Origin of the sequence: Pseudomonas sp. RW407, assembly GCF_003176655.1 — a bacterium.
Taxonomy (GTDB): domain Bacteria; phylum Pseudomonadota; class Gammaproteobacteria; order Pseudomonadales; family Pseudomonadaceae; genus Pseudomonas; species Pseudomonas delhiensis.
On sequence record NZ_QGSL01000091.1, the window covers coordinates 494,557 to 520,581 of the forward strand.

The window sequence follows — 26,025 nt, forward strand, 5'->3', positions numbered from 1 at the left end:
AACATCCGAGCACTCGGAGCGGCGCGCTACACCAAGCCCCCAAGCCAATTGGCTTCCCGCGTTCGCAGGAATGACGATGCGGAGATAGGAGCACAGGACCAAGGTTCGCGAGCAAGAACTAGGCGCCCCCCTCGATCCTACGAAGAGCATCCCGGCGCGAGCTGCAAGACTACACCACCCCAGCTATGGCGTTTTCATGTAGGAGCGCGCCCTGCGCGCGAAATCTCGGGCAGGGCCTGCTCCTACAGGTCTTCCGTATCGCCTAGCGCTCCAGCGGCACTATGGCCATGGTCAGCCGCGAGATGCAGTTGGGCTTGCCGTCGTCGCCGTGCAGGCGGATTTCCCAGACGTGGGTGGAGCGGCCGAGGTGCACCGCCTTCGCCACCGCCGTCACCCGCCCGCTGCGCAGGCCGCGCAGGTGGTTGGCGTTCACCTCCAGGCCCACGCAGTAGTACTTGCTGGTGTCGATGCACAGGTAGCTGGCGGTGGAGCCGACGGTTTCCGCCAGCACCACCGAGGCGCCGCCGTGCAGAAGGCCGTAGGGCTGGTGGGTGCGGGCGTCCACCACCATGCTGGCGGTCAGCGAGTCGTCGTCCACTGCCTCGAAGCGGATGTCCAGGACCTCGCCGATGGTGTTCCTCAGGTTGGCGTTGAGCGCCTCCAGGTCAGGCGTAGTGCGCCATTGGCTCATGCATTCACTCCCGGCAGTCAGTCATGCCACTGCACCGCTTCGCGGCGCTCGGCCCATTCGTTGAAGCGCGCGCCGTAGGTGGACTCCACCACGTTGCGCTTGATCTTCAGGGTAGGCGTGAGGAAGCCGTTGTCCACGCTCCACACGTCCCTCACCAGCACCAGCCCGGCCAGGCGCTCGTGCTTGTCCAGCTCGCCGTTGACCTCCTCCACCAGCTGCCGCAGGCTCTCCTCCAGCTGCGAGCGCGAGCCGTTGGCGGCCTCCTGGCGGCCGACCTCGGACAGCACGCACAGCCCCAGCGGCGCCACCAGGCCGTCGCCGACCACGCAGATCTGCTCGATCCGCGAATGCACCGCCAGGCGGTTCTCGATGGGTGCCGGGGCGACGTACTTGCCCTTGCCGGTCTTGAAGATTTCCTTGAGCCGGCCGGTCAGGCGCAGGTTGCTCTCGGCGTCCTGCTCGCCCTTGTCGCCGGTGCGCAGGTAGCCGTCCTCGGTGAGGGTCTCGGCGGTGCGCTCGGGGTCCTTGTAGTAGCCGAGCATGGTCGCGCCGCTGCGCACCTGCACCTCGCCCTCGTCGCTGATGCGCACTTCCACCCCGGGGCTGGACTGGCCGATCCAGCCCTCGCGCTGCTTGCCGGGCCGGCAGACGTGGGAGTAGCCGCAGTTCTCGGTCATGCCGTAGACCTCCAGCACGTTCAGCCCCAGGCGCCGGTACCAGTCGAGCAGCGCCGGCGGCACCGGCGCCGCGCCGCACAGGGCGTAGCGCACCGCGTCCAGGCCGAGCTTGGCGAGCACCTTGCGCCCGACCAGGCGGCCGATGAGCGGCAGGCGCAGCAGGCGGTCGAGCTTCTGCGCCGGCATCTGCGCGTAGACGCCCATCTGGAACTTGGTCCAGATCCGCGGCACGCCGAAGAACACCGTGGGCCGCGCCCGGCGCATGTCGGCGAGGAAGGTGTCCAGGCTCTCGGCGAAGAAGATCGTCTGCCCGGCGTAGATCGAGGCCATCTCCACGAACATCCGCTCGGCCACGTGGCACAGCGGCAGGTAGGACAGCAGGCGGTCCCCCTCGCCGACACCGAACAGCTTCATGGCGTGGCTGGCGGCGAAGTCGAAGTTGGCGTAGGAGTGCATCACGCCCTTGGGCGTGCCGGTGGTGCCGGAGGTGTAGATGATGGTGGCGAGGCTGGCCGGGTCGGGCAGCGGCACTTCCTGCAGCGGCTCGCAGGCCTGCAGGTCGTCCCAGCTGTGGTCGAAGCGGCCTTCCGGGTGCAGCGGCAGGGACACGCTGAGCACCTCGGCCGGCAGCCCCGGGGCCATTGCCGGCCAGTCGTCGAGCTTGCCGACGAAGGCCACCGCGGCCTCGGAATGGCTCATCACCTGGTGCACCGATTCGGCGGTGAGGTTCGGGTACAGCGGCACCGAGACGTGCCCGGCCATCCAGATGGCGACGTCGGCGATGATCCAGTGCGCGCAGTTCTTCGAGATGATCGCCACGCGGCTGCCCGGTGGCAGCTGCAGGCTGCGCAGCCAGGCGGCGGCACGTCGCGCCTGGTCACCGGCCTCGCCCCAGGTGAGGCTCTGTACCTGGCCGCCCGGCAGCGGCTGGACCAGGTAGCGCTTGTCCGGGTGACGCGCCTCGCGTTGCAGGAATTGTTCGAGCGGAGAACGAATTGCAGTGACCACATGCCCCTCCTTTCTTGTTGTTCTAGAGGTGTAGCGATAGATCAACCAAGCACTTGCTTGGTCGAATATTCCATGCGTCCTACAGCCTGGCAAGAAGGGATATGTGAACTTTTGTAGGGAGATGCTTCAGGAGTGCATGGCGCGCCCGCCGGCGAACTGCTAAAAGCAGCGGCAGGCCCCCGTGGAAAGCTGCCCATGCCGTTCATCACCGACAGCGCGCTGGCCGAGTTGCCGCTGCTGTTCAACCTGCTCTGCGCCACCCTGTTCGGCGGCCTGATCGGCCTCAACCGCCAGTTGCATCACCGCCCCGCCGGGCTGCGCACCCACGCCCTCACCGCCCTGGCCGCGGCGCTGGCGATCACGGTGATCCAGCAACTGCAGCCGGCCACCGCGGATGCCGCCAGCCGCGTGGCCCAGGGCGTGCTCACCGGCATCGGCTTCATCGGCGCCGGGGTCATCGTCCACCACGAGCGCCGCTACCGCGTGGAAGGGTTGACCACCGCCGCCACCATCTGGGTCTCGTCGATGCTCGGCCTGGCCTGCGGCACCGGGCACGTGTTGACCGCCGCCGTCGGCCTGGTGCTGACCTTGCTGATCCTGGTGCTGGGCAACCGCCTGGAGCAGCGCCTGGCCGGCCGCGAGCCGACCGACGATGTCAGCCTGACGGACGACGACAAGCCGAGTTGAAGCGCGGAACGCCGAGGCCCGAGCGGGGCCCCTGCGAAACCGTCAGCCGCGCCCGGGGTGGTAGAGGGAAACCAGTGTCATCAGCCCCGCCAGCGCCCCCTCGCCTTCCAGCTCTGCCAGGGAGGCGGTGGCCATGGGCAAGGCCTCGTCGCGGCTGCCGTGCACCAGCAGCCCGCCCAGGGCGCCGATCAGCGGCTGGTGGCTGACCAGCAGCAGGTTGCGCTCGCTGCGATTGTCGAGGAAGCGCAGCACGTCGCGGGGGTCGTCGTCCGGCGTCAGCCAGGGCGCGGTGCCCACCGCGCCGTCGAAGCCCAGCGCCTCGCGCACCAGCTCGGCGGTCTGCTGGGCCCGCACGTAGGGGCTGGCCAGGATGCCGTCCAGCGGGTGGCCGGCCAGGTGCCCGGCGCTCTGCAGCACCTCCTTGCGGCCGTGGGCGGTCAGCTGCCGCTCGGCGTCGCGGCGGGCCTGGGGCTCGGCCTGGCCGTGGCGCAGCAGCCAGATCCTCACAGCTTCGGTTCCTCGTCGCGCACCGGGTGCGGCGCCGGCGGCACCGCGTGTGCGGCCTCGCCTTCGGGCGCGCGGGCGGCCGGCCAGTCGGCGAAGGGCCAGGGCTTCTCGTCGCTGTTGAAGGTGCCGAAGCGGCCGATCTGCGCCAGGTACTGGCTGAGGCTGTCGCCGAAGGCCAGCAGGCTGGCGCTGGGCGCGCCGTAGATGATGCGGTAGACCAGTTGCACCACCACCACGGCGCCGAGCAGCATCTGCGCGACGTACCAGACCAGGGCGAACAGCAGCATCCAGAGGATGCGCAGGGCCAGGGATTCCTTGTTCATACGGTCGGCCAAGCGATCAGCGGACATGGGTATCTCCTCAGAAGCCACTGGTGGGAATGAAGTCGGTGTCGGTCTTCGGCTCGCCGCTCATCAGCGCCTGGATCACCTGGGCCAGGGTGCGCCCGCCGAAGAGGATGGCGTAGAGCCCGGCGACCAGCGGCATGTAGACGCCCAGCTCGTCGGCCTTGGCCTTGAGTACCTTGAGGGTGTTCACCCCTTCGGCGGTCTCGCCCATGCGGGCGACGGCGTCGTCGAGGCTCAGGCCCTCGCCCAGGGCGAAGCCAACCTGATAGTTGCGGCTTTTCGGTGACGAACAGGTGACGATCAGGTCGCCCACCCCGGCCAGGCCGAGGAAGGTCATGGGGTTGGCGCCGAGCTTGACGGCGAAGCGCGTCATCTCCGCCAGGGCGCGGGTAATCAGCATGCCCTTGGTGTTCTCGCCCATGCCCAGGGCCGCGGCCATGCCGGCGATGATGGCGTAGACGTTCTTCAGCGCCCCGCCCAGCTCGACGCCGAAGCGGTCACCGCTGGCGTAGACGCGGAAGGTGCGGCCGTGCAGCGCTTCCTGCACGCGGGCGCAGAGCGCCTCGTCCTCGCTGGCGACCACGGTGGCGGTCAGCTCGTGCTCGGCGATCTCGCGGGCCAGGTTCGGCCCGGAAATCACCGCGATGCGCGCGGCCGGGGCGATCTCCTCGAGAATCTGGCTCATCAGCTTGAAGCTCTGCGCCTCGATGCCCTTGGTCAGGCTGACCAGCGACTTGCCCGCCAGTTGCCCGGCGAAGGGTTCCAGCACCTTGCGCAGCGCGCTGGACGGCACGGCGACGAAAATGAGCTCGCAATCGTTCAGGGTCGCCGCAAGGTCAGTGACCGGCTCGACGTTCTCGTGGATGCGCACGCCCTTGAGGTAGCGCGGGTTCTCGCGCAGGGCGCGGATGCTCGCGGCCTGCTCCTCGTCGCGCATCCATTGGCGCACGCGCTGACCGTTCTCCGCCAGCAGGTTGGCGAAGGCGGTGCCGAAACTGCCGCCGCCCAGCACGGCGATCGGTTGCTGCTCAGTCATGTCACTTCCATCACGGGCCGCACGCAGGCGGCGATTGGGGCATTATAAGGCGCCACCGCCAGGCGGCCAGTGCACATCGCACGCTGGCAAAGCGCCCCGCCTCGTTTAACATCCGTCCCCGTAGAGAACCGAGAACAGGGCCGTTCCGTGCACGCCACGCAGCACCGCCAGAACCGACCAGCCGCCGGAGACGCAGCATGACGCCGCGCAAGGGCTGGAACATCCAGAACCGCATGCTCGCCATCAGCCTCGGCCCCGCGCTGCTGCTGACACTGCTGCTGACCGGCTACTTCACCCATTCGCGCCTGCAGGACCTGCGCCAGGAGCTCAACCACACCGGCCAGCTCATCGCCAACCAGCTCGCCCCGGCAGCGGAGTATGGCGTGCTTTCGGGCAACCTGCCGGTCCTGCAGAGCCTGCTGCGCACCACCCTGGGCACGCCGCACGTGCGCTTCATCGAGGTGCGCAACCGCAATGACGAGATTCTCGTCTACGCCGAGCAGCCGCCCGCCGACAACGGCCAGGTAGCGCCCAAGATCGAGGTGTTCCACGCCGCCATCCAGCGCGAGCACGTCGCCCCCGAGGTCCCCGGCGACGCCGCCGCGCTGCGCCACACCCCGGGCCGCCAGGGCCGGCCGGCCAGCGATGCAGACTACCTGGGCCGCGTGGTGGTGGGCATGGCCAACGACGCCTTCAGCGAACGTCAGCAGGAAATCCTCTTCAAGGCCAGCCTGCTGGCCTTCTTCGCTCTGCTGCTGACGCTGCTGCTGGCCCGCCGCCTGGCGCAGCGCCTGGCGGCGCCGATCAGCACCATGGCCAATGCGGTCCAGGCGATCCAGACCGGCGACTACCAGACCAGCCTGCCGGTGCTGGACAACGGCGAGGTCGGCGACCTCGCACGGCACATCAACAACCTGGCGCGCGGCCTGCAGCAGGCCAGCAAGGAGCAGGAGCGCACCATCACCCAACTGGTGGCGGCCCGCGAGGAGGCCGAGCAGGCCAACCGCAGCAAGTCGGATTTCCTGGCCATGATGAGCCATGAACTGCGCACGCCGATGAACGGCGTGCTGGGCATGCTGCAACTGCTGGAGACCACCGAGCTCAACCACGAGCAGGCCGAGTACACGGCGCTGGCCACCGAATCCACCGAGCACCTGCTCAAGGTCATCAACGACATCCTCGACTTCTCGCGCATCGAGCGCGGCGCCCTGGAGCTGGAGCGCATCCCCTTCAACGTGCTGGAGCTGATCCAGGGCTCGCTGCTGGCCTTCCAGCACAGCGCCCAGCAGCGTGGCCTGACGCTGCGCATGGACGTCCAGCCGGGGCTGGAGCACCTGGAGGTGCGGGGCGACCCGACGCGCCTGCGGCAGATCCTGGTCAACCTGCTGGGCAACGCGCTGAAATTCACCGAGGAAGGCGCCATCCGTCTGGAAGTGCGCTGGCAGGCCCTGGACGACGAGGTGCTGTGGCTGACCTGCGCGGTCAACGACAGCGGCATCGGCATCTCCCCGGAGCGCCTGGAGCACATGTTCGAGGCCTTCAAGCAGGCCGACTCGTCCACCTCGCGGCGCTACGGCGGCACCGGCCTGGGCCTGGCCATCGCCCGCACCCTGGCCGAGCGCATGGGCGGCACCCTGCAGGCGTCCAGCGAGGAAGGCCTGGGCTCGACCTTCACCCTGGAGATCCCCCTGCCCTTCCACGCCCGCGGCCCGGGCGCCGGCGCACGCGCCCTGCGGGGCTCGGAGCCGGCCACGGGCCAGTCGGTGCTGCTGGTGGAGGACAACCCGGTGAATCAAACGGTCATAGAAGCCATGTTGCGCAGCCTCGGCTATCGCGTCACTCTGGTCGGCGATGGCGCACAGGCGGTGCGCACGGCGGAACGCAACGAATTCGATGCCATCCTCATGGATTGCCGCCTGCCGCTGCTCAACGGCTACGAGGCCACGCGACAGATTCGCGCACTCGCCGGGTGCCGGCAGGTGCCGATCATCGCCCTGACCGCCAATGCCCTGCAGGGTGATCGCGAGCTGTGCCTGGAGTCGGGCATGGACGATTACCTGGCCAAGCCGTTCAAGCGCGCCGATCTGCAGAAAATTCTGCAGCGCTGGTTGACCTCCGGGCGTTGATCCGCGGGGCCTGTTCGCCCAAACTCGTGGGCCTGCGAGGCTGATCGGCAAGATGAACGCCCAGCTGGAGCAACAGAGGCACCGGAATAAAGTGAACAACCGTTCGCCCGGTGCTGTGACTTTAACCGACAGGCAATAGTCTATGACTAGGCTGCCGCAGGACGCCGCTACAAGAATGAGGCGCGCGGAGCCGCAGGACGATCGATTTCGCCCTGCCGTTCAGGATTTTTGAGGAGCTCGCATGACCAAACAACACGCCTTCACCCGAGAAGACCTGCTGCGCTGCAGCCGCGGCGAGCTCTTCGGCCCGGGTAATGCGCAACTGCCCGCCCCGAACATGCTGATGATCGACCGCATCACCCACATCAGCGACGTTGGCGGCAAGTATGGCAAGGGCGAACTGGTCGCCGAGCTGGACATCAACCCCGACCTCTGGTTCTTCGCCTGCCACTTCGAAGGCGACCCGGTGATGCCGGGCTGCCTGGGCCTGGATGCCATGTGGCAGCTGGTCGGCTTCTACCTCGGCTGGCAGGGCAACCCCGGCCGCGGCCGCGCCCTGGGTTCGGGCGAGGTGAAATTCTTCGGCCAGGTCCTGCCGACCGCCAAGAAGGTCACCTATAACATCCATATCAAGCGCACCATCAACCGTTCGCTGGTCCTGGCCATCGCCGATGGCAGCGTCAGCGTCGATGGCCGCGAAATCTACAGCGCCGAAGGCCTCCGCGTCGGCCTGTTCACCTCCACTGACAGCTTCTAAGGGTTATCCGCATGCGTCGCGTCGTGATCACCGGCCTGGGCATCGTATCCTGCCTGGGCAATGACAAAGACACCGTCTCCGCCAACCTGCGCGCCGGCCGTGCCGGTATCCGCCACAACCAGTCGTACGTCGACATGGGGCTGCGCAGCCACGTCTCCGGCTCGGTGAACCTCAACCTCGAAGAGCTGATCGACCGCAAGGTGTTCCGCTTCATGGGCAACGCCGCGGCCTATGCCTACCTGGCGATGGAACAGGCGATCAAGGACTCCGGCCTGACCGAAGAGCAGATCTCCAACCCGCGCACCGGCCTGATCGCCGGCTCCGGCGGCGCCTCCACCCTGAACCAGATGGAAGCCATCGACACCCTGCGCGAGAAGGGCGTCAAGCGCATCGGCCCATACCGCGTCACCCGCACCATGGGCAGCACCGTTTCCGCCTGCCTGGCCACCCCCTTCCAGATCAAGGGCGTGAACTACTCCATCTCCTCGGCCTGCGCCACCAGCGCACATTGCATCGGCACTGCCATGGAGCAGATCCAGATGGGCAAGCAGGACGTGGTCTTCGCCGGTGGCGGTGAAGAAGAGCACTGGAGCCAGAGCTGCCTGTTCGACGCCATGGGCGCCCTCTCCACCCAGTACAACGACACCCCGGAAAAGGCCTCCCGCGCCTACGACGCCAAGCGTGACGGCTTCGTCATCGCCGGTGGCGGCGGCATGGTGGTGGTCGAGGAACTGGAGCACGCCCTGAAGCGCGGCGCCAAGATCTACGCCGAGATCATCGGCTACGGCGCCACCTCCGACGGCTACGACATGGTCGCCCCGAGCGGCGAAGGCGCCATCCGCTGCATGCAGCAGGCGCTGGCCACCGTCGACACCCCGATCGACTACCTGAACACCCACGGCACCTCCACCCCGGTGGGCGACGTGGCGGAAATCCGCGGCGTCCGCGAAGTCTTCGGCGACAAGGCCCCGGCCATCAGCTCCACCAAGAGCCTGTCCGGCCACTCCCTGGGCGCCGCCGGCGTGCACGAGGCGATCTACTGCCTGCTGATGATGCAAGGCAACTTCATCGCCGGCTCCGCCAACATCGACGAGCTGGACCCGGAAGTCGCCGACATGCCGATCCTGCGCGAAACCCGCGAGAACGCCAAGCTCGACACCGTGATGAGCAACAGCTTCGGCTTCGGCGGCACCAACGCCACCCTGGTGCTGCGCCGCTTCAACGGCTGATCGTCAGCTCGATACAAGAAAGGCGCCCCCGGGGGCGCCTTTTTTTGTTGCCTGTGTTTTGGGACCTCCTGGAGGAGGCGACACGTAGGGCGGATAACCGTTCGCGGTTATCCGCCGGTGGGCCTGGTGTGGGGGCCGACGGCGGATAACGCTTGGGGCGTTATACGCCCTACGATTGCGCAGTAGCTCTGCTCTTCGTAGGAGCGAGGGGGGACGCCTAGTTCTTGCTCGCGAACCGATGTTCCAGGCTGACACAGAACTCCCCGGCCACGCCGAACGGCCCCCTCTCCCGCTTGCGGGAGAGGGCTGGGGAGAGGGAACGGCGTCAACCCGAAACACGACTGTCGCCGGCAAGCACCGTTCGCGAGCAAGCTCGCTCCTACAGGGTGTGGCGCTAGACGTAGGGCGAATAACCGTTCGCGGTTATCCGCCGCCGGGCCTTGGCGCGGGGGATACGGCATCGCCGGCCTACCGGCCGGATCGCGGACGGAGTCCGCTCCTACGGGCACATGGCGCACAGGGTAACTGTAGGAGCGGGCCCTGCCCGCGATTCGCGCGCAGGGCGCGCGCCTACAGGGGGAGCCGGAGGTGGGCATGGCGTAGGAGCGGACCTTGTCCGCGATTGGTTTTCCCCGCGCCAAAGCAAAACCCCCGACCAGCCAGGCTGATCAGGGGTTTTGGGATAGGTGCTTGACGATGACCTACTCTCACATGGGGAAACCCCACACTACCATCGGCGATGCGTCGTTTCACTACTGAGTTCGGGATGGGATCAGGTGGTTCCAACGCTCTATGGTCGTCAAGCAATTCTTTCGGATGCCCGTGGCTTGCGCACACGCTCATCCCGATTCGGGTATGTGACAGGTATTTGCGGTTCTCACGAACTTTCGGTTCGTCGACTTCACCGTCCAACACACAAATTGTTTGGGTGTTATATGGTCAAGCCTCACGGGCAATTAGTATCGGTTAGCTCAACGCCTCACAGCGCTTACACACCCGACCTATCAACGTCGTAGTCTTCGACGGCCCTTCAGGGGGATCGAGTCCCCAGTGAGATCTCATCTTGAGGCTAGTTTCCCGCTTAGATGCTTTCAGCGGTTATCTATTCCGAACATAGCTACCCGGCAGTGCCACTGGCGTGACAACCGGAACACCAGAGGTTCGTCCACTCCGGTCCTCTCGTACTAGGAGCAGCCCCTCTCAAATCTCAAACGTCCACGGCAGATAGGGACCGAACTGTCTCACGACGTTCTAAACCCAGCTCGCGTACCACTTTAAATGGCGAACAGCCATACCCTTGGGACCGGCTTCAGCCCCAGGATGTGATGAGCCGACATCGAGGTGCCAAACACCGCCGTCGATATGAACTCTTGGGCGGTATCAGCCTGTTATCCCCGGAGTACCTTTTATCCGTTGAGCGATGGCCCTTCCATACAGAACCACCGGATCACTAAGACCTACTTTCGTACCTGCTCGACGTGTCTGTCTCGCAGTCAAGCGCGCTTTTGCCTTTATACTCTACGACCGATTTCCGACCGGTCTGAGCGCACCTTCGTACTCCTCCGTTACTCTTTAGGAGGAGACCGCCCCAGTCAAACTGCCCACCATACACTGTCCTCGATCCGGATCACGGACCAGAGTTAGAACCTCAAGCATGCCAGGGTGGTATTTCAAGGTTGGCTCCACGCGAACTGGCGTCCACGCTTCAAAGCCTCCCACCTATCCTACACAAGCAGGCTCAAAGTCCAGTGCAAAGCTACAGTAAAGGTTCACGGGGTCTTTCCGTCTAGCCGCGGATACACTGCATCTTCACAGCGATTTCAATTTCACTGAGTCTCGGGTGGAGACAGCGCCGCCATCGTTACGCCATTCGTGCAGGTCGGAACTTACCCGACAAGGAATTTCGCTACCTTAGGACCGTTATAGTTACGGCCGCCGTTTACCGGGGCTTCGATCAAGAGCTTCGCTTTCGCTAACCCCATCAATTAACCTTCCGGCACCGGGCAGGCGTCACACCCTATACGTCCACTTTCGTGTTTGCAGAGTGCTGTGTTTTTAATAAACAGTCGCAGCGGCCTGGTATCTTCGACCGGCGTGGGCTTACGCAGTAAATACTTCACCCTCACCGGCGCACCTTCTCCCGAAGTTACGGTGCCATTTTGCCTAGTTCCTTCACCCGAGTTCTCTCAAGCGCCTTGGTATTCTCTACCCGACCACCTGTGTCGGTTTGGGGTACGGTTCCTAGTTACCTGAAGCTTAGAAGCTTTTCCTGGAAGCATGGCATCAACCACTTCGCTCTCTAAAAGAAAGCTCGTCATCAGCTCTCGGCCTTGAACACCCGGATTTGCCTAAGTGTTCGGCCTACCACCTTAAACTTGGACAACCAACGCCAAGCTGGCCTAGCCTTCTCCGTCCCTCCATCGCAGTAACTAGAAGTACAGGAATATTAACCTGTTTCCCATCGACTACGCTCTTCAGCCTCGCCTTAGGGACCGACTAACCCTGCGTCGATTAACGTTGCGCAGGAACCCTTGGTCTTTCGGCGTGGGAGTTTTTCACTCCCATTGTCGTTACTCATGTCAGCATTCGCACTTCTGATACCTCCAGCAAGCTTCTCAACTCACCTTCACAGGCTTACAGAACGCTCCTCTACCGCGCATCTTGCGATGCACCCGTAGCTTCGGTGTATGGTTTGAGCCCCGTTACATCTTCCGCGCAGGCCGACTCGACTAGTGAGCTATTACGCTTTCTTTAAAGGGTGGCTGCTTCTAAGCCAACCTCCTAGCTGTCTAAGCCTTCCCACATCGTTTACCACTTAACCATAACTTTGGGACCTTAGCTGACGGTCTGGGTTGTTTCCCTTTTCACGACGGACGTTAGCACCCGCCGTGTGTCTCCCACGCTGACACTTCCAGGTATTCGGAGTTTGCATCGGTTTGGTAAGTCGGGATGACCCCCTAGCCGAAACAGTGCTCTACCCCCTGGAGTGATACGTGAGGCGCTACCTAAATAGCTTTCGAGGAGAACCAGCTATCTCCGAGCTTGATTAGCCTTTCACTCCGATCCACAAGTCATCCCCTGCCTTTTCAACGGAAGTGGGTTCGGTCCTCCAGTCAGTGTTACCTAACCTTCAACCTGCTCATGGATAGATCGCCCGGTTTCGGGTCTATACCCAGCGACTAAACGCCCTATTAAGACTCGCTTTCGCTACGCCTCCCCTATTCGGTTAAGCTCGCCACTGAATATAAGTCGCTGACCCATTATACAAAAGGTACGCAGTCACCCAACAACGTGGGCTCCCACTGCTTGTACGCATACGGTTTCAGGTTCTATTTCACTCCCCTCTCCGGGGTTCTTTTCGCCTTTCCCTCACGGTACTGGTTCACTATCGGTCAGTCAGTAGTATTTAGCCTTGGAGGATGGTCCCCCCATGTTCAGACAACGTTTCACGTGCGCCGTCCTACTCGATTTCACTTCCTGGAACCTTTCACATACGGGGCTATCACCCACTATGGCCGCACTTTCCAGAGCGTTCTGTTAGATTCCAAGAAGCTTAAGGGCTAGTCCCCGTTCGCTCGCCACTACTAAGGGAATCTCGGTTGATTTCTGTTCCTCAGGGTACTTAGATGTTTCAGTTCCCCTGGTTCGCCTCACACACCTATGGATTCAGTGTGTGATAACCAGCTTGTGCTGGCTGGGTTCCCCCATTCAGAGATCTCCGGATCAAAGTCTGTTTGCCGACTCCCCGAAGCTTATCGCAGGCTACCACGTCTTTCATCGCCTCTGACTGCCAAGGCATCCACCGTATGCGCTTCTTCACTTGACCATATAACCCCAAGCAATCTGGTCATACGTCTCGAACGTGAAGACGACATTCGCCGAAAATTCGCGCTTGAACTCGCAAATTTTACCTTGACTTGAACAATCCCCAGTGAAAGAGATCATTCAGTCTACTTCTATCACATACCCAAATTTTTAAAGAACGGTTCTGGCACAAAGACCAGACATCAATGTTCGTTCAACACCTTGAACATTCATGTCTGAGCTTTCGACGATGCGGAGATGGTGGAGCCAAGGAGGATCGAACTCCTGACCTCCTGCGTGCAAAGCAGGCGCTCTCCCAGCTGAGCTATGGCCCCCTCTTTTCCAACGATTGGTGGGTCTGGGCAGATTCGAACTGCCGACCTCACCCTTATCAGGGGTGCGCTCTAACCGACTGAGCTACAGACCCATATAGGGTTGCCTAACCGTCGCTTACCAGTGAATCAAGCAATTCGTGTGGGAGCTTATGAGAAAGCCGGGATCTTCGATTAAGGAGGTGATCCAGCCGCAGGTTCCCCTACGGCTACCTTGTTACGACTTCACCCCAGTCATGAATCACTCCGTGGTAACCGTCCCCCCGAAGGTTAGACTAGCTACTTCTGGAGCAACCCACTCCCATGGTGTGACGGGCGGTGTGTACAAGGCCCGGGAACGTATTCACCGTGACATTCTGATTCACGATTACTAGCGATTCCGACTTCACGCAGTCGAGTTGCAGACTGCGATCCGGACTACGATCGGTTTTCTGGGATTAGCTCCGCCTCGCGGCTTGGCAACCCTCTGTACCGACCATTGTAGCACGTGTGTAGCCCTGGCCGTAAGGGCCATGATGACTTGACGTCATCCCCACCTTCCTCCGGTTTGTCACCGGCAGTCTCCTTAGAGTGCCCACCATAACGTGCTGGTAACTAAGGACAAGGGTTGCGCTCGTTACGGGACTTAACCCAACATCTCACGACACGAGCTGACGACAGCCATGCAGCACCTGTGTTCCGATTCCCGAAGGCACTCCCGCATCTCTGCAGGATTCCGGACATGTCAAGGCCAGGTAAGGTTCTTCGCGTTGCTTCGAATTAAACCACATGCTCCACCGCTTGTGCGGGCCCCCGTCAATTCATTTGAGTTTTAACCTTGCGGCCGTACTCCCCAGGCGGTCGACTTATCGCGTTAGCTGCGCCACTAAGATCTCAAGGATCCCAACGGCTAGTCGACATCGTTTACGGCGTGGACTACCAGGGTATCTAATCCTGTTTGCTCCCCACGCTTTCGCACCTCAGTGTCAGTATCAGTCCAGGTGGTCGCCTTCGCCACTGGTGTTCCTTCCTATATCTACGCATTTCACCGCTACACAGGAAATTCCACCACCCTCTACCGTACTCTAGTCAGGCAGTTATGGATGCAGTTCCCAGGTTGAGCCCGGGGATTTCACATCCATCTTACCAAACCACCTACGCGCGCTTTACGCCCAGTAATTCCGATTAACGCTTGCACCCTTCGTATTACCGCGGCTGCTGGCACGAAGTTAGCCGGTGCTTATTCTGTTGGTAACGTCAAAACTACAAGGTATTAACTTGCAGCCCTTCCTCCCAACTTAAAGTGCTTTACAATCCGAAGACCTTCTTCACACACGCGGCATGGCTGGATCAGGCTTTCGCCCATTGTCCAATATTCCCCACTGCTGCCTCCCGTAGGAGTCTGGACCGTGTCTCAGTTCCAGTGTGACTGATCATCCTCTCAGACCAGTTACGGATCGTCGCCTAGGTGAGCCATTACCCCACCTACTAGCTAATCCGACCTAGGCTCATCTGATAGCGTGAGGTCCGAAGATCCCCCACTTTCTCCCGTAGGACGTATGCGGTATTAGCGTCCCTTTCGGAACGTTGTCCCCCACTACCAGGCAGATTCCTAGGCATTACTCACCCGTCCGCCGCTGAATCAGAGAGCAAGCTCCCTTCATCCGCTCGACTTGCATGTGTTAGGCCTGCCGCCAGCGTTCAATCTGAGCCATGATCAAACTCTTCAGTTCAATACTGATCGGGTTTTGAGAAAACCCTAAACTTGGCTCAGCAATCGCAAAAAACTCTCGAATTCACGAGTGTTGCTTGTGATGCTGATAATCTTGCGATCACCAGTCTTAACCCACAAGCACCCACACGAATTGCTTGATTCAACTTGTTAAAGAGCAGTGGTTGATTCTTTCGTCTCAACCGAGGCCGCGCATTCTACGCCAACCTCTTATTCCGTCAAGCGTTATTTTCAGAATTTTTCGTTCCTACTCAACCGCTTGCGCTTTCGATCAGCCGAAACTTCTCGTCAGCGGGAGGCGCATTCTACAGCGTTCAAACTCGCTGTCAAGCACCTCGGCGATCTTCCTTTTCGGCCCGCTGCCGGAGCAGTTGTTGAACCGAAAGGCGGCAAGTGAAGCACCTGCCTGATCACCACCCCAACTTCGAACCTGCTTAAGTGCTTGATTTTCAAGCTCTTTCAGCGCTTCGTCGCTGGGAGTGGTGCGCATTATAGGGACTTCAGAATGCCCGTCAACGACTTTTTGAAACTTTTCTGAAAAACCTGTCCGATCGATCAATTGGTGACCAGCGAAGCCCCACTGGCCAGGCGTTCCTGGCGCAGCAGGAAGCAGCCAGTGAGGAAGCCCACCAGGCACAGCGCAGCCACATAGTAGGCGGGGCCCATGGGGTCTTCCTTCATCAGCAGCGCCACCACCATCGGCGTCAGGCCACCGAAGATCGCGTAGGACAGGTTGTAGGAGAAGGACAGGCCGCTGAAACGCACCACCGCCGGGAACGCCTTGACCATGACGTAGGGCACGGCGCCGACGATGCCGACGCACAGGCCGGTCAGTGCATATAAAGGGAAGAGCCAGTCCGGATGGGTCTTCAGGCTGCTGTAGAAGATCCACGAGGTCACGCCCAGCAGCAGGCTGCCGCCGATGAAGGTACGGCCCCCGCCGATGCGGTCGACGATGCGCCCGGCGAGGATGCAGCCGCCGGTGAGGAAGATGATCGCCAGGCTGTTGGCCTTGAGCGCGGTGGCCGCCGGCACGCCGTAGACGCTCTGCAGTACCGAGGGCGTCATGAGGATGACCACGACGATGGCCGCCGACAGCAGCCAGGTGAGCAGCATGGAGATGGCCACCGCCGGACGGTGCTCGCGCACCACCACGCCCAGGGGCACCTCGTCGGCCAGTTGCTTGCGTTGCTGCAGTTCGGCGAACACCGGGGTCTCGTGCAGCCAGCGGCGCAGGTAGACGGAGAACAGGCCGAAGATGCCGCCGAGCAGGAAGGGGATGCGCCAGGCGTAGGCCAGCACTTCCTCGGTGCTATAGAAGCTGTTGATCACCGTGGCCATCAGCGAGCCGATGAGGATGCCCGCGGTCAGCCCCGCGGTGAGGGTGCCGCAGGCGAAGCCGACGTTGCGCGAAGGCACGTGTTCGGAAACGAAGACCCAGGCCCCGGGCACCTCGCCGCCGATGGCCGCGCCCTGCACCACGCGCAGCAGCAACAGCGCCAGCGGCGCCCAGATGCCGATCTGCTCGTAGGTGGGCAGCACGCCCATGAGCAGGGTCGGGACGGACATCATGAAGATGCTCAGGGTGAACATCTTCTTGCGCCCGAGCAGGTCGCCGAAGTGCGCCATGACGATGCCGCCCAGCGGTCGCGCCAGGTAGCCGGCGGCGAACAGGCCGAAGGTCTGCAGCTGGCGCAGCCATTCGGGCATGTCGGCGGGGAAGAACAGCTTGCCCACCACGGTGGCGAAGAAGACGAAGATGATGAAGTCGTAGAACTCCAGGGCACCGCCCAGGGCGGAGAGGGACAGGGTCTTGTAGTCGCTGCGGGTGAGCGGACGGGCGGCGGGGGTATTCGCAGAAGGCATACAAGGTTTCTCGGCAGGTTGGCGGCGCTGACACGGGATCGCGAACGGCGAACCATGGCAAATGGATACTCGTCAGCGCAACATTGTTATGGGGAATTCTGCGGTCGCTGCCGCAGGCCGGCCTCTATATAATGCCCAAGCCATGTGCGCGGGGCCGATCAGAAAGTTGTCCCAAGTTTCTGTAGGAAGCAACACAAAGCAGGACTCTTGGGAGAGCTTTTCCTTTCGTACCTTGAATCGAGACCGTCGGGGCAAGAGGCCCTTACCTATGATCGAGCTTGAACAAGAAGACCCCATCCCGCAGGGCGACCTGGCACTGCAGATAACCGCGCTGCCGCGCGAGACCAACGGTTTCGGCGATATCTTCGGCGGCTGGCTGGTGTCGCAGATGGACCTGGCCGGCACCGCCATGGCCAGCCGCATCGCCGCCGGCCGCGTGGCCACGGTGGCGATCGACCGCATGGCCTTCCTGGTGCCGGTGGCGGTGGGCGCGCAGCTGTCCTTCTATACCCAGACGCTGGAGGTCGGGCGCAGCTCGATCCGCATGCTGGTGGAGGTGTGGAGCGACGATCCGCTGTCCAGCGAGTGGCGCAAGGTCACCGAGGCGGTGTTCGTGTTCGTGGCCATCGATGGCAGCGGGCGGACTAGGCCGGTGCCGCCGCGGCGGGGGTGAGGGACAGTCCTCTTTGGCTGGAAGCAGCTCGGAGTGGTGACGAGTCCTGCGCTCCCTGATATCGCTTTTCCCTCTCCCCAGCCCTCTCCCTGAAGGGAGAGGGGGCCAGTCCGTGCCAGACCAGAGGCCGGATTCAGCCGGTTACTTCCTTATCGCTCCCACCCATATGAAGAAAAAGGCGCCAACTCGTGGCGCCCTTCCCTATTCCTGCTTGGAACTCACGCCCGCATCGGCTTGCCCCGCACCGGTGCGCCGTTGGCCTTGTAGTAGTCCGCGGTGCTGCGCGGCAGCGGCTGGCGGCCGCGGATACGGTCGGCGATCTTCTCGGCGATCATGATGGTGGTGGCGTTGAGGTTGCCGGTGATGATCCGCGGCATGATCGACGCATCCACCACGCGCAGCCCTTCCATGCCGTGCACGCGGCCCTGGCCGTCGACCACCGCCATGTCGTCCTCGCCCATCTTGCACGAGCAGGAGGGGTGGAAGGCGGTTTCGGCGTGCTCGCGGACGAAGGCGTCCAGTTCGGCGTCGCTCTTCTTGTCCAGGCCCGGGCTCAGTTCGCGGCCGCGGTAGGCGTCCAGCGCCGGCTGCGCCATGATCTCGCGGGTGACGCGGATGGCGTCGCGGAACTCCTGCCAGTCCTGCTCGCTGGACATGTAGTTGAAGAGGATGCTCGGGTGCTTGCGCGGGTCGCGCGAGGTCAGCTGGATGCGCCCGCGGCTGGGCGAGCGCATGGAGCCGACGTGGGCCTGGAAGCCGTGTTCCTTCACCGCGTTGCTGCCGTTGTAGTTAATCGCCACCGGCAGGAAGTGGTACTGGATGTTCGGCCATTCGAACTCGTCGCGGGTGCGGATGAAGCCGCCGGCCTCGAACTGGTTGCTGGCGCCCAGGCCGCTGCCGAGGAACATCCACTCGGCGCCGATCTGCGGCTGGTTCCACCACTGCAGCGCCGGATACAACGACACCGGCTGCTTGCAGGCGTACTGCAGGTACATCTCCAGGTGGTCCTGGAGGTTCTGGCCGACGCCCGGCAGGTCGTGCACCACCTCGATGCCCAGATCGCGCAACACGGGCGCCGGGCCGACGCCGGAACGCTGCAGCAGTTGCGGCGAGGCGATGGCCCCGGAGCACACCAGCACTTCGCGGCGCGCGCGCACTTCCTTCGGCGTAGTGTCGTCCCCCTGCAGGTAGCTGGCGCCGATGGCGCGCTTGCCGCTGAACAGGATGCGGTCGGTCAGGGCGTGGGTGACGATGGTCAGGTTGGCGCGTTCGCGGGCCTGGTCCAGGTAGCCGCGCGCGGTGCTGGCGCGACGGCCCTGGGGCGTCACGGTGCGGTCCATGGGGCCGAAGCCTTCCTGCTGGTAGCCGTTGAGGTCCTCGGTACGCGGGTAGCCGGCCTGCACGCCGGCCTCGACCATGACGTGGAACAACGGGTTGTTGCCGGCCTTGGGCGTGGTCACGCTGACCGGGCCGTCGCCGCCGTGGTAGTCGTTGGGGCCGATGTCGCGGGTCTCGGCCTTGCGGAAGTACGGCAGGCAGTCGAGGTAGGCCCAGTCCTCCAGGCCCTTCTCTTTCGCCCAGCCGTCGAAGTCCATGGCGTTGCCGCGGATGTAGCACATGCCGTTGATCAGCGAGGAGCCGCCCAGGCCCTTGCCGCGCCCGCACTCCATGCGGCGGTTGTTCATGTACGGCTCGGGGTCGGTGAGGTAGGCCCAGTTGTAGCGGCGGCCCTGCAACGGGTAGGCCAGCGCGGCGGGCATCTGGGTGCGGAAGTCGGCGCGGTAGTCCGGGCCGCCGGCCTCGAGCAGCAGCACGCTGACGTCCGGGTCCTCGGTCAGGCGGGTGGCGAGGACGTTACCGGCGGAACCGGCGCCGATGATGATGTAGTCATATTCCTGGGTCATGCAGGCCTACCTCTTTTTCTGGGCACGACACCGCCCGCGACGCTGGGCGCGCCGGTGTCTGAAGGTCGGAATGGCCGGTCGCTCCGGCGACCGGCCGCTCAGGGCTCGATCGCGGTGGTCAGAACACCGAGGCGTAGTCGCCCAGCTCAACCTGCACGGACTTGATGCGAGTGTAATGAGCCAGGGTGGTCAGGCCGTTCTCGCGACCGACGCCGGATTGCTTGTAGCCGCCCACCGGCATTTCCGCCGGCGACTCGCCCCAGGTGTTGATCCAGCAGATGCCCGCCTCCAGGCGGTGGATCACCCGGTGGGCGCGGGCCAGGTCCTGGGTGACGACGCCGGCGGCCAGGCCGTACTCGGTGTCGTTGGCGCGGCGGATGACTTCTTCCTCGCTGTCGTAGACGAGGATGCTCATCACCGGGCCGAAGATTTCCTCGCGGACGATGGTCATGTCGTCGCGGCAGTCGGTGAACACGGTGGGGGCGACGTAGGCGCCCTTGGCGAATTCGCCTTCGGTGACGCGCTCGCCGCCGCACAGCAGGCGGGCCTTCTGGTTCTTGCCGGCCTGGATGTAGCCGAGCACGCTCTCCATGTGCGCGAAGCTCACCAGCGGACCGAAGTTGGTGTTCGCATCCTGCGGACTGCCCAGGCGGATGCGCTTCACGCGCTCCAGTACCTTCTCCTCGAAGCGCGCCTGCAGGCCGCGCGGGACGAACACCCGGGTGCCGTTGGTGCAGACCTGGCCGGAGCTGAAGAAGTTGGCCATGACGGCGATGTCGGCGGCGCGGTCGAGGTTGGCGTCGTCGAAGATGATCAGCGGCGACTTGCCGCCCAGCTCCATGGTGACTTCCTTGAGCGAGGAGCTGGAGGCGCTGGCCATGACCTTCTTGCCGGTGGAGGTGCCGCCGGTGAAGGAGATCTTCTCGATCAGCGGGTGCTCGGTCAGCCACTGGCCGACCTCGCGGCCGCTGCCGGTGAGGACGTTGAACACGCCATCGGGCAGGCCGGCCTCGGTGTAGATCTCGGCGAGCTTGAGCACGCTCAGCGGGGTGACTTCGCTGGGCTTGAAGATCATCGCGTTGCCCGCGGCCAGGGCCGGGGCGGATTTCCACAGGGCGATCTGGATCGGGTAGTTCCAGGCACCGATGCCGGCGACCACGCCCAGCGGCTCGCGGCGGGTGTAGACGAAGCTGGTCTCGCGCAGCGGGATCTGCTCGCCCTCGATGGCCGGCACCAGGCCGGCGTAGTACTCGAGCACGTCGGCGCCGGTGACGATATCGACGTAGCGGGTCTCGGCCAGCGGCTTGCCGGTGTCCAGGGTTTCCAGCTCGGCCAGCTCGTCGTTGCGCTGGCGGAGGATTTCCACGGCGCGGCGCAGGATGCGCGAGCGCTGCATGGCGGTCATCGCCGCCCACACCTTCTGGCCTTCGACGGCGCTGGCGACGGCGCGCTCGACGTCTTCCTTCGAAGCCCGCTGCACCAGGGCGAGGACCTCCCCGTTGGCCGGGTTGACGGTCTCGAAGGTGGCGCCACTGCTGGCCTCCACGTAGCGGCCGCCAATGTAGAGCTTCTGAACGTCGAATCGAGCCATGGGTCGGTTGTCCTCTCTTATGGTTTCAGCACGTAAGGCCGCGCCCGCTATCCGGTGCGCTTGGCCAGTTGTTGGTCGAGATAGTCGTAGGCGATAGCCAGCGCCTGCTCGGTGTCGAAGGCGTCGCCCGAAAGCGCGCCGCGCAGCCACAGGCCGTCGATCAGCGCGGCCAGGCCACGGGCGGCGCTGCGCGCCTGGCCCAGCGGCAGCTCGCGGCGGAACTGCCAGCACAGGTTGGAATACAGCCTGTGGTCGTTGATCCGCTGCAGCCGGCGCAGGGACGGCTGGTGCATGCTGCTGGCCCAGAACGCCAGCCAGGTCTTCATGGCCGGGCCGTTGACCTGGCTGTTGTCGAAGTTGCCGGCGACGATCGCCCGCAGGTGGGCGCGCGGATCGTCGGTTCGCAGGCTAGCGCGGCGTTCGCGCACGGCCTTGCTCAAAGCCGACATCAGATGCCGCATCGTCGCCTCCAGGAGGCCGTTCTTGTCCTGGAAGTAGTGGCTGATGATGCCGTTGGAGACCCCCGCCAGGCGGGCGATCAGGGCGATGCTGGCGTCGCTCATGCCGACCTGGTCCACGGCCTCGAGGGTGGCGTGGATCAGTTGCGAACGGCGAATCGGCTGCATACCGACCTTGGGCATTGGTTTCTCTCCTCACGCGGGACGTGGCTGTGCCGTCCGGCGTCAATGTGGGCCAGTCTATTTTGTTTTTATTGAACGTTCAATCAACTAAGAATAAGCTGCGCTCCGTGAACCCTCCCGAGCCCTTGCGTGCAAGCGGGCCCGAGCCGTTCATCACCGCGCCGCATTCCAAGGGCCAAGGATCGCAGAATCCCGGCCGGAAGTGTCGCGGCGGCAATGCTGTGTCTGTGGTTCGCGGCCCGTCGCCGTGCCTCGCGCACTAGTGCCGGCCGCCATGCGTTCACTGCCATGGGGTCCCCCTGAAAAATGAGTTCTGCTTCGCCAAGAAAAACAAACGAGCAGGCCCGTCTGAACCCGATCGTGTTCTTCGGCTCCACCGCCCTGATCCTGGTTCTGACCGCCATCCTGATCTTCTTCCCGGACAGCGCCGGCTCCGCCCTGGCCCGTACCCAGGCCTGGCTGTCGCACAGCTTCGGCTGGTACTACATGCTGGCCATCGGGGCCTACCTGTTCTTCGTCGCCTGGGTCGCCTTCTCGCGCTATGGCACGCTGAAGCTCGGCGCCGACCATGAGAAGCCCGACTTCAGCTACGGCGCCTGGGCCGGCATGCTGTTCTCCTCGGGGATCGGCATCTCGCTGCTGTACTTCGCCGCCTCCGAGCCCATCGACCACCTCTACCACCCGCCCGAAGGCGTGGCCGGCAGCCCGCAGGCGGCGCGCCAGGCGCTGCAGCTGACCTTCCTGCACTGGGGCCTGCACGGCTGGGCGATCTACGCCCTGGTCGGCCTGGCCGTGGGCTACTTCGCCTACCGCCACCGCCAGCCGCTGGCGTTGCGCTCGGCGCTGCTGCCGATCCTCGGCGAGCGCTGGGTGAAGGGCGGCGCCGGCCACGCGGTGGATATCTTCGGCATCTTCGTCACCCTGCTGGGCCTGGTCACCAACCTGGGCATCGGCGCGCTGCAGGTGTCCTCCGGCCTGGAATACCTGGCCGGCATGGAACATTCGAAGACCACGCTGCTGATCGTGCTGCTGGTGATGAGCCTGGTGGCCACCCTGGCGGCGGTCTCGGGCATCGAGAAGGGCATCCGCCGGCTGTCCAACCTGAACATCGTGCTGTTCAGCTCGCTGCTGGTGTTCGTGCTGGTCTGCGGCTCCACCCTGGAGCTGCTCAACGGCTTCGTGCAGAACCTCGGCGACTACCTCAACGGGCTGATCCTCAAGACCTTCGACCTCTACGTCTACACCGGCGGCAGCGCCGCCAGGAGCGAGGAATGGCTGGGCCTGTGGACGCTGTTCTACTGGGCCTGGTGGATTTCCTGGGCGCCCTTCGTGGGCATGTTCGTGGCGCGCATCTCCCGCGGGCGCACCGTGCGCGAGCTGGTCTGCGGCGTGCTGCTGATCCCCCTGGGCTTCACCCTGGCCTGGCTCTCGGTGTTCGGCAACAGCGCCCTGGACCTGGTGATGAACCACGGCGCCGCCGACCTCGGCAAGGCCGCTCTGGAGCAGCCGTCGATGTCGATCTACCTGCTGCTGGAGCACTACCCCTTCGCCAAGGTGGTGATCGGCGTGTCGATCTTCGTCGGCTTCGTGCTCTTCCTCACCCCGGCGGACTCCGGCTCGGTGATGCTGGCCAACCTGTCCCGCGAGGGCGGCGACCTGGACGAGGACGCGCCGAACTGGCTGCGCATCCTCTGGTCGGCGATCGTCACCCTGGTGACCATCGGCCTGCTGTTCGCCGGCAACTTCACCGCCATGCAGACGGTGGTGGTGCTGGCCGGCCTGCCCTTCTCGGCGGTGCTGATCCTGTTCATGTTCGGCCTGCACAAGGCCATGCGCGCCGACTACGAGCGGTTGTACGGCCCACGGCCGGAAGCCGGCGGCGAGCTGGCCGCCGGCTGATCCGCGGCTCCCCGGTGGCGTCCCGCCCGACGCCGCCCGCCTGCCCCGGCAGGCCCTTTCGCCCGGCCCCGCGCCGGGCTTTTCTTTTTGCCCGGCTCTTCGTAGGGGCGAGCTTGCTCGCGAAAGGGCGGGGTTCGCGAGCAAGCTCGCTCCTACGAAAAGCGTCCACGGGCACGGGGCTGCTATGGTTTCTGGCGAACCCCGCTGGAGAACCCCATGAACGATCATCCCCTGTGGCAAGCCCTGGGCCGGCACTGGAAATGGATCGCCCTGCGCGGCGTCGCCGCCGTGCTGTTCGGCATCCTGGCCATCGCCTGGCCGGGCATCGCCCTCACCGTGCTGGTCATCGTCTGGGGCGCCTACGCCTTCGTCGATGGCGTCTTCACCCTGATCGCCGCGGCCAGCATGCGCGAGTCGCAACGGCCGATCTGGCCGCTGTGGCTGGTCGGCGCCCTGGGCGTGCTGGCCGGGCTGGTGGCCTTCTTCTGGCCGGCGCTGACGGCGCTGGGCCTGCTGATGCTGATCGCCGGCTGGGCGCTGGCCACCGGCGTGCTGCAGATCGTCGCCGCCTTCCGCCTGCGCAAGAGCCTGGCCAACGAATGGTGGCTGGGCCTGTCGGGGGCGCTGTCGGTGCTGTTCGGCGTGCTGATGATCGCCAACCCCGGCGCCGGCGCGGTGGCGGTGGTCTGGGTGATCGGCGCCTATGCGCTGTTCTTCGGCGTGCTGCTGATCCTGCTCGCGCTGCGCCTGCGCAAGACCTCGACCTTCGATGCCTGAAGCGCGCGACTGGTGCCTGTGGCGGCTGGACGACAACGGCAACCGCTTCGTCGTGCGCCGCGGCCTGAGCCGCGACGAGGCCGAGGCCCTGGCCCTGGAGTACCAGTGCCGCGGGCACAAGCAGACCTACTGGGCCGAGCGCGAGGAAAAGCCCCCGGGCTCTTCGTAGGATCGAGGGGGGCGCCTAGCTCCTACGAAAGCGGAAGTTTCCAGGCCTTGCGCAAGGCCTTCAGGGCCTCGGCGATACGCGCCTCGGGCACGGCGGCGAAGCCCATGACCAGGCCGGCGCGCTCGTCTTCGGGCTCCGTCGATTCGGGCAGCCAGTAGTCGCTCAGCGCGTTGACCTCCACCCCGGCCTGCAGCGCGCGCTCCACCAGCCAGCGCTCGCGCTCGCGGCTTTCCACCCGCACGCACAGGTGCAGCCCCGCCTCCACCGGCGGCATGGGCGCGCAGCCGGGTACCTCGGGCCAGCCGCGCAGCAGGGCGTCGCGCCGGGCCCGGGCGGCCCGGCGCATGCGCCGCACGTGGCGCTGGAAGTGGCCTTCGGCGATGAAGTCGGCCATCACCCGCTGGGTGCCGACCTCCGAATGCCGCACGTCGAGGGCGCGGCGGCGGGCGAAGGCCTCGGCCAGGGCCGGCGGCACCACCAGGTAGCCCAGGCGCAGGGCGGGGAAGGCGATCTTGCAGAAGGTGCCGACGTAGAGCACGCGCTGCTGGCGGTCGAGCGCCGCCAGCGGCATCAGCGGGGTGCCGGCGTAGCGGTACTCGCCGTCGTAGTCGTCCTCGACTATCCAGCCGCCGCTGCGCTCGGCCCACTCCAGCAGGGCCAGGCGCCGCGCCAGCGACAGGGTGACGCCGGTGGGGTACTGGTGCGAGGGGGTGAGGTAGACCAGCCGGCAGTCCGGCAGCTCGCGCAACTGGTCGGTGCGCAGGCCCTCGGCGTCCACCGCCACCCCGTGCAGGTGCGCGCCGGCGGTGGCGAAGGCATGGCCGGCGGCGCGGTAGCCGGGGTTCTCGATGGCCACGTGGTCGCCCGCGGCGAGCAGCACCTGGGCGCACAGGGCGATGGCCTGCTGCGCGCCGCTGGTGACTATCACCTGCCCCGCCTCGCAGTGCAGGCCACGCGCGCTACGCAGGTAGGCGGCGATCAGCTCGCGCAGGCGCCATTCGCCGGCGGCGTCGCCGTAGCCCAGGCAGTCCGCCGGCGGGTCGCGCCAGAAGCGCGCCTGCAGGCGCGCCCAGGTCTCGAAGGGGAACAGGTCGAAGGCCGGCACGCCGACGCGGAAGGCCCTGGGCGCACCGCTCGGCGGCCTGGGCAGGTGGTGCCGCTGCAGGCGCTCCAGCGCCGCCACCTCGGGCACCTTGCCCGGTTGCGGGGCGGGCGCGCAGCGCGGCTGCACGCGTTCGGCGACGTAGGTGCCGTCGCCGGTGCGGCCCTCGATGTAGCCCTCGGCGTAGAGCTGCTCGTAGGCGCGCACCACGGTGTTGCGCGACACCCCCAGGGCGGCGGCCAGGTCGCGGCTGGCCGGCAGCCGCGAGCGCGCGCCGAGGCGGCCGTCGAGGATGCGTTCGCGCAGCGCCTGGAACAGCTGCTGGCCCAGCCCCCTGGCAGGGTCCAGGCGGATGCCGGACGGGTCGAAAGGCAGCGGGGCGTTCATGGCGGGCTCCGGAAATGGCTCCTCGAATTGGACCATGAATGGCTCTTTAGCGGAACCAATTCCCGCTCTAGTCTGGAACCAGACCCCAAGGACAAAGGCCACCC

Annotated in this window: 19 protein-coding genes, 2 tRNA genes and 3 rRNA genes; 8 read left to right on the top strand and 16 right to left on the bottom strand. The window is 64.7% G+C overall.

The window, feature by feature from the left end:
- Positions 1-262: 262 nt before the first annotated feature.
- A complete protein-coding gene (locus tag DK254_RS14530; protein ID WP_109934325.1) occupies positions 263-691 on the bottom strand; it encodes a hotdog fold thioesterase in 429 nt (142 codons plus the stop codon).
- A gap of 17 nt (positions 692-708) precedes the next feature.
- On the bottom strand, positions 709-2,376 hold the full coding sequence (locus DK254_RS14535) for an AMP-binding protein (protein WP_109934326.1): 1,668 nt from the start codon (positions 2,374-2,376) through the stop codon (positions 709-711).
- Positions 2,377-2,571: 195 nt separating this feature from the next.
- Between DK254_RS14535 and DK254_RS14540 the strand changes: the two genes are divergently transcribed.
- The gene (locus DK254_RS14540) at positions 2,572-3,063 is read left to right on the top strand and encodes an MgtC/SapB family protein (protein WP_109934327.1); all 492 of its coding nucleotides are present in this window, start codon (positions 2,572-2,574) and stop codon (positions 3,061-3,063) included.
- A 42-nt stretch (positions 3,064-3,105) separates the two neighbouring features.
- Here DK254_RS14540 and sixA read toward each other — a convergent pair whose 3' ends face one another.
- The 3 genes from sixA to DK254_RS14555 are packed head-to-tail and all read right to left on the bottom strand — an operon-like array spanning position 3,106 to position 4,953.
- The gene (gene sixA, locus DK254_RS14545; RefSeq protein ID WP_109934328.1) at positions 3,106-3,570 is read right to left on the bottom strand and encodes a phosphohistidine phosphatase SixA; all 465 of its coding nucleotides are present in this window, start codon (positions 3,568-3,570) and stop codon (positions 3,106-3,108) included.
- Positions 3,567-3,893: a DUF4389 domain-containing protein gene (locus DK254_RS14550; protein ID WP_371921149.1), complete on the bottom strand. Its 327-nt coding sequence runs from the start codon at positions 3,891-3,893 to the stop codon at positions 3,567-3,569. The genes sixA and DK254_RS14550 overlap by 4 nt, the downstream gene beginning before the upstream one ends.
- Positions 3,894-3,930: 37 nt before the next feature.
- Positions 3,931-4,953 carry an NAD(P)H-dependent glycerol-3-phosphate dehydrogenase gene (locus tag DK254_RS14555; RefSeq protein WP_109934329.1) on the bottom strand — a complete coding sequence of 341 codons (1,023 nt, stop codon included), beginning with the start codon at positions 4,951-4,953 and terminating at the stop codon, positions 3,931-3,933.
- Positions 4,954-5,150: 197 nt separating this feature from the next.
- On the opposite strand from DK254_RS14555, the gene DK254_RS14560 reads away from it, so the two are divergent.
- The 3 genes from DK254_RS14560 (at position 5,151) to fabB (ending at position 9,065) form a co-directional block, all read left to right on the top strand.
- Complete coding sequence (locus DK254_RS14560) at positions 5,151-7,079, top strand: ATP-binding protein (protein ID WP_109934330.1); 1,929 nt, start codon at positions 5,151-5,153, stop codon at positions 7,077-7,079.
- Positions 7,080-7,320: 241 nt separating this feature from the next.
- Positions 7,321-7,836, top strand: a complete 516-nt coding sequence (gene fabA / locus DK254_RS14565; RefSeq protein WP_009618534.1) for a 3-hydroxyacyl-[acyl-carrier-protein] dehydratase FabA — start codon at positions 7,321-7,323, stop codon at positions 7,834-7,836.
- An 11-nt stretch (positions 7,837-7,847) separates the two neighbouring features.
- Complete coding sequence (gene fabB, locus DK254_RS14570; protein WP_109934331.1) at positions 7,848-9,065, top strand: beta-ketoacyl-ACP synthase I; 1,218 nt, start codon at positions 7,848-7,850, stop codon at positions 9,063-9,065.
- Positions 9,066-9,753: 688 nt separating this feature from the next.
- On the opposite strand, the gene rrf is transcribed toward fabB, so the two are convergent.
- The 7 genes from rrf to DK254_RS14600 all read right to left on the bottom strand — a co-directional run bounded on the left by rrf (position 9,754) and on the right by DK254_RS14600 (position 16,778).
- Positions 9,754-9,869, bottom strand: a 5S ribosomal RNA gene (gene rrf, locus DK254_RS14575).
- Positions 9,870-10,000: 131 nt separating this feature from the next.
- Positions 10,001-12,891, bottom strand: a 23S ribosomal RNA gene (locus DK254_RS14580).
- Positions 12,892-13,128: 237 nt separating this feature from the next.
- Positions 13,129-13,204, bottom strand: a tRNA-Ala gene (locus tag DK254_RS14585).
- A 15-nt stretch (positions 13,205-13,219) separates the two neighbouring features.
- Positions 13,220-13,296 (bottom strand) — tRNA-Ile (locus DK254_RS14590).
- Positions 13,297-13,376: 80 nt separating this feature from the next.
- Positions 13,377-14,913 (bottom strand): 16S ribosomal RNA (locus tag DK254_RS14595).
- The 16S, 23S and 5S rRNA genes sit together here with 2 tRNA genes alongside, the layout of an rRNA operon.
- 270 nt (positions 14,914-15,183) lie before the next feature.
- Positions 15,184-15,402, bottom strand: coding sequence for a hypothetical protein (locus tag DK254_RS33820; protein ID WP_146219598.1), 219 nt, complete (start codon positions 15,400-15,402; stop codon positions 15,184-15,186).
- Between the two features lie 65 nt (positions 15,403-15,467).
- Positions 15,468-16,778 (bottom strand): MFS transporter, encoded by a 1,311-nt coding sequence (locus DK254_RS14600; RefSeq protein ID WP_109934332.1) that lies wholly within the window; start codon positions 16,776-16,778, stop codon positions 15,468-15,470.
- Between the two features lie 268 nt (positions 16,779-17,046).
- Between DK254_RS14600 and DK254_RS14605 the strand changes: the two genes are divergently transcribed.
- The gene (locus DK254_RS14605) at positions 17,047-17,451 is read left to right on the top strand and encodes an acyl-CoA thioesterase (RefSeq protein WP_089392471.1); all 405 of its coding nucleotides are present in this window, start codon (positions 17,047-17,049) and stop codon (positions 17,449-17,451) included.
- A 218-nt stretch (positions 17,452-17,669) separates the two neighbouring features.
- On the opposite strand, the gene betA is transcribed toward DK254_RS14605, so the two are convergent.
- The 3 genes from betA to betI form a co-directional block, all read right to left on the bottom strand.
- The gene (betA, locus tag DK254_RS14610; protein WP_109934333.1) at positions 17,670-19,355 is read right to left on the bottom strand and encodes a choline dehydrogenase; all 1,686 of its coding nucleotides are present in this window, start codon (positions 19,353-19,355) and stop codon (positions 17,670-17,672) included.
- 118 nt (positions 19,356-19,473) lie between these two features.
- A complete protein-coding gene (betB, locus tag DK254_RS14615; RefSeq protein ID WP_109934334.1) occupies positions 19,474-20,946 on the bottom strand; it encodes a betaine-aldehyde dehydrogenase in 1,473 nt (490 codons plus the stop codon).
- 47 nt (positions 20,947-20,993) lie between these two features.
- Positions 20,994-21,587, bottom strand: coding sequence for a transcriptional regulator BetI (betI, locus tag DK254_RS14620; protein ID WP_109934335.1), 594 nt, complete (start codon positions 21,585-21,587; stop codon positions 20,994-20,996).
- A gap of 360 nt (positions 21,588-21,947) precedes the next feature.
- Here betI and DK254_RS14625 point away from each other — a divergent pair, with 360 nt between their 5' ends.
- From DK254_RS14625 to DK254_RS34370, 3 genes are all read left to right on the top strand, one after another.
- Positions 21,948-23,486 carry a BCCT family transporter gene (locus DK254_RS14625; RefSeq protein ID WP_109934336.1) on the top strand — a complete coding sequence of 513 codons (1,539 nt, stop codon included), beginning with the start codon at positions 21,948-21,950 and terminating at the stop codon, positions 23,484-23,486.
- 216 nt (positions 23,487-23,702) lie between these two features.
- The gene (locus DK254_RS14630) at positions 23,703-24,263 is read left to right on the top strand and encodes an HdeD family acid-resistance protein (protein WP_109934337.1); all 561 of its coding nucleotides are present in this window, start codon (positions 23,703-23,705) and stop codon (positions 24,261-24,263) included.
- Positions 24,256-24,432 (top strand): hypothetical protein, encoded by a 177-nt coding sequence (locus DK254_RS34370; protein WP_177412064.1) that lies wholly within the window; start codon positions 24,256-24,258, stop codon positions 24,430-24,432. The genes DK254_RS14630 and DK254_RS34370 overlap by 8 nt, the downstream gene beginning before the upstream one ends.
- Before the next feature lie 22 nt (positions 24,433-24,454).
- Here the strand turns inward: DK254_RS34370 and DK254_RS14635 are convergent, their stop codons facing one another.
- On the bottom strand, positions 24,455-25,921 hold the full coding sequence (locus DK254_RS14635; protein ID WP_109934676.1) for a PLP-dependent aminotransferase family protein: 1,467 nt from the start codon (positions 25,919-25,921) through the stop codon (positions 24,455-24,457).
- Between the last annotated feature and the right edge of the window lie 104 nt (positions 25,922-26,025).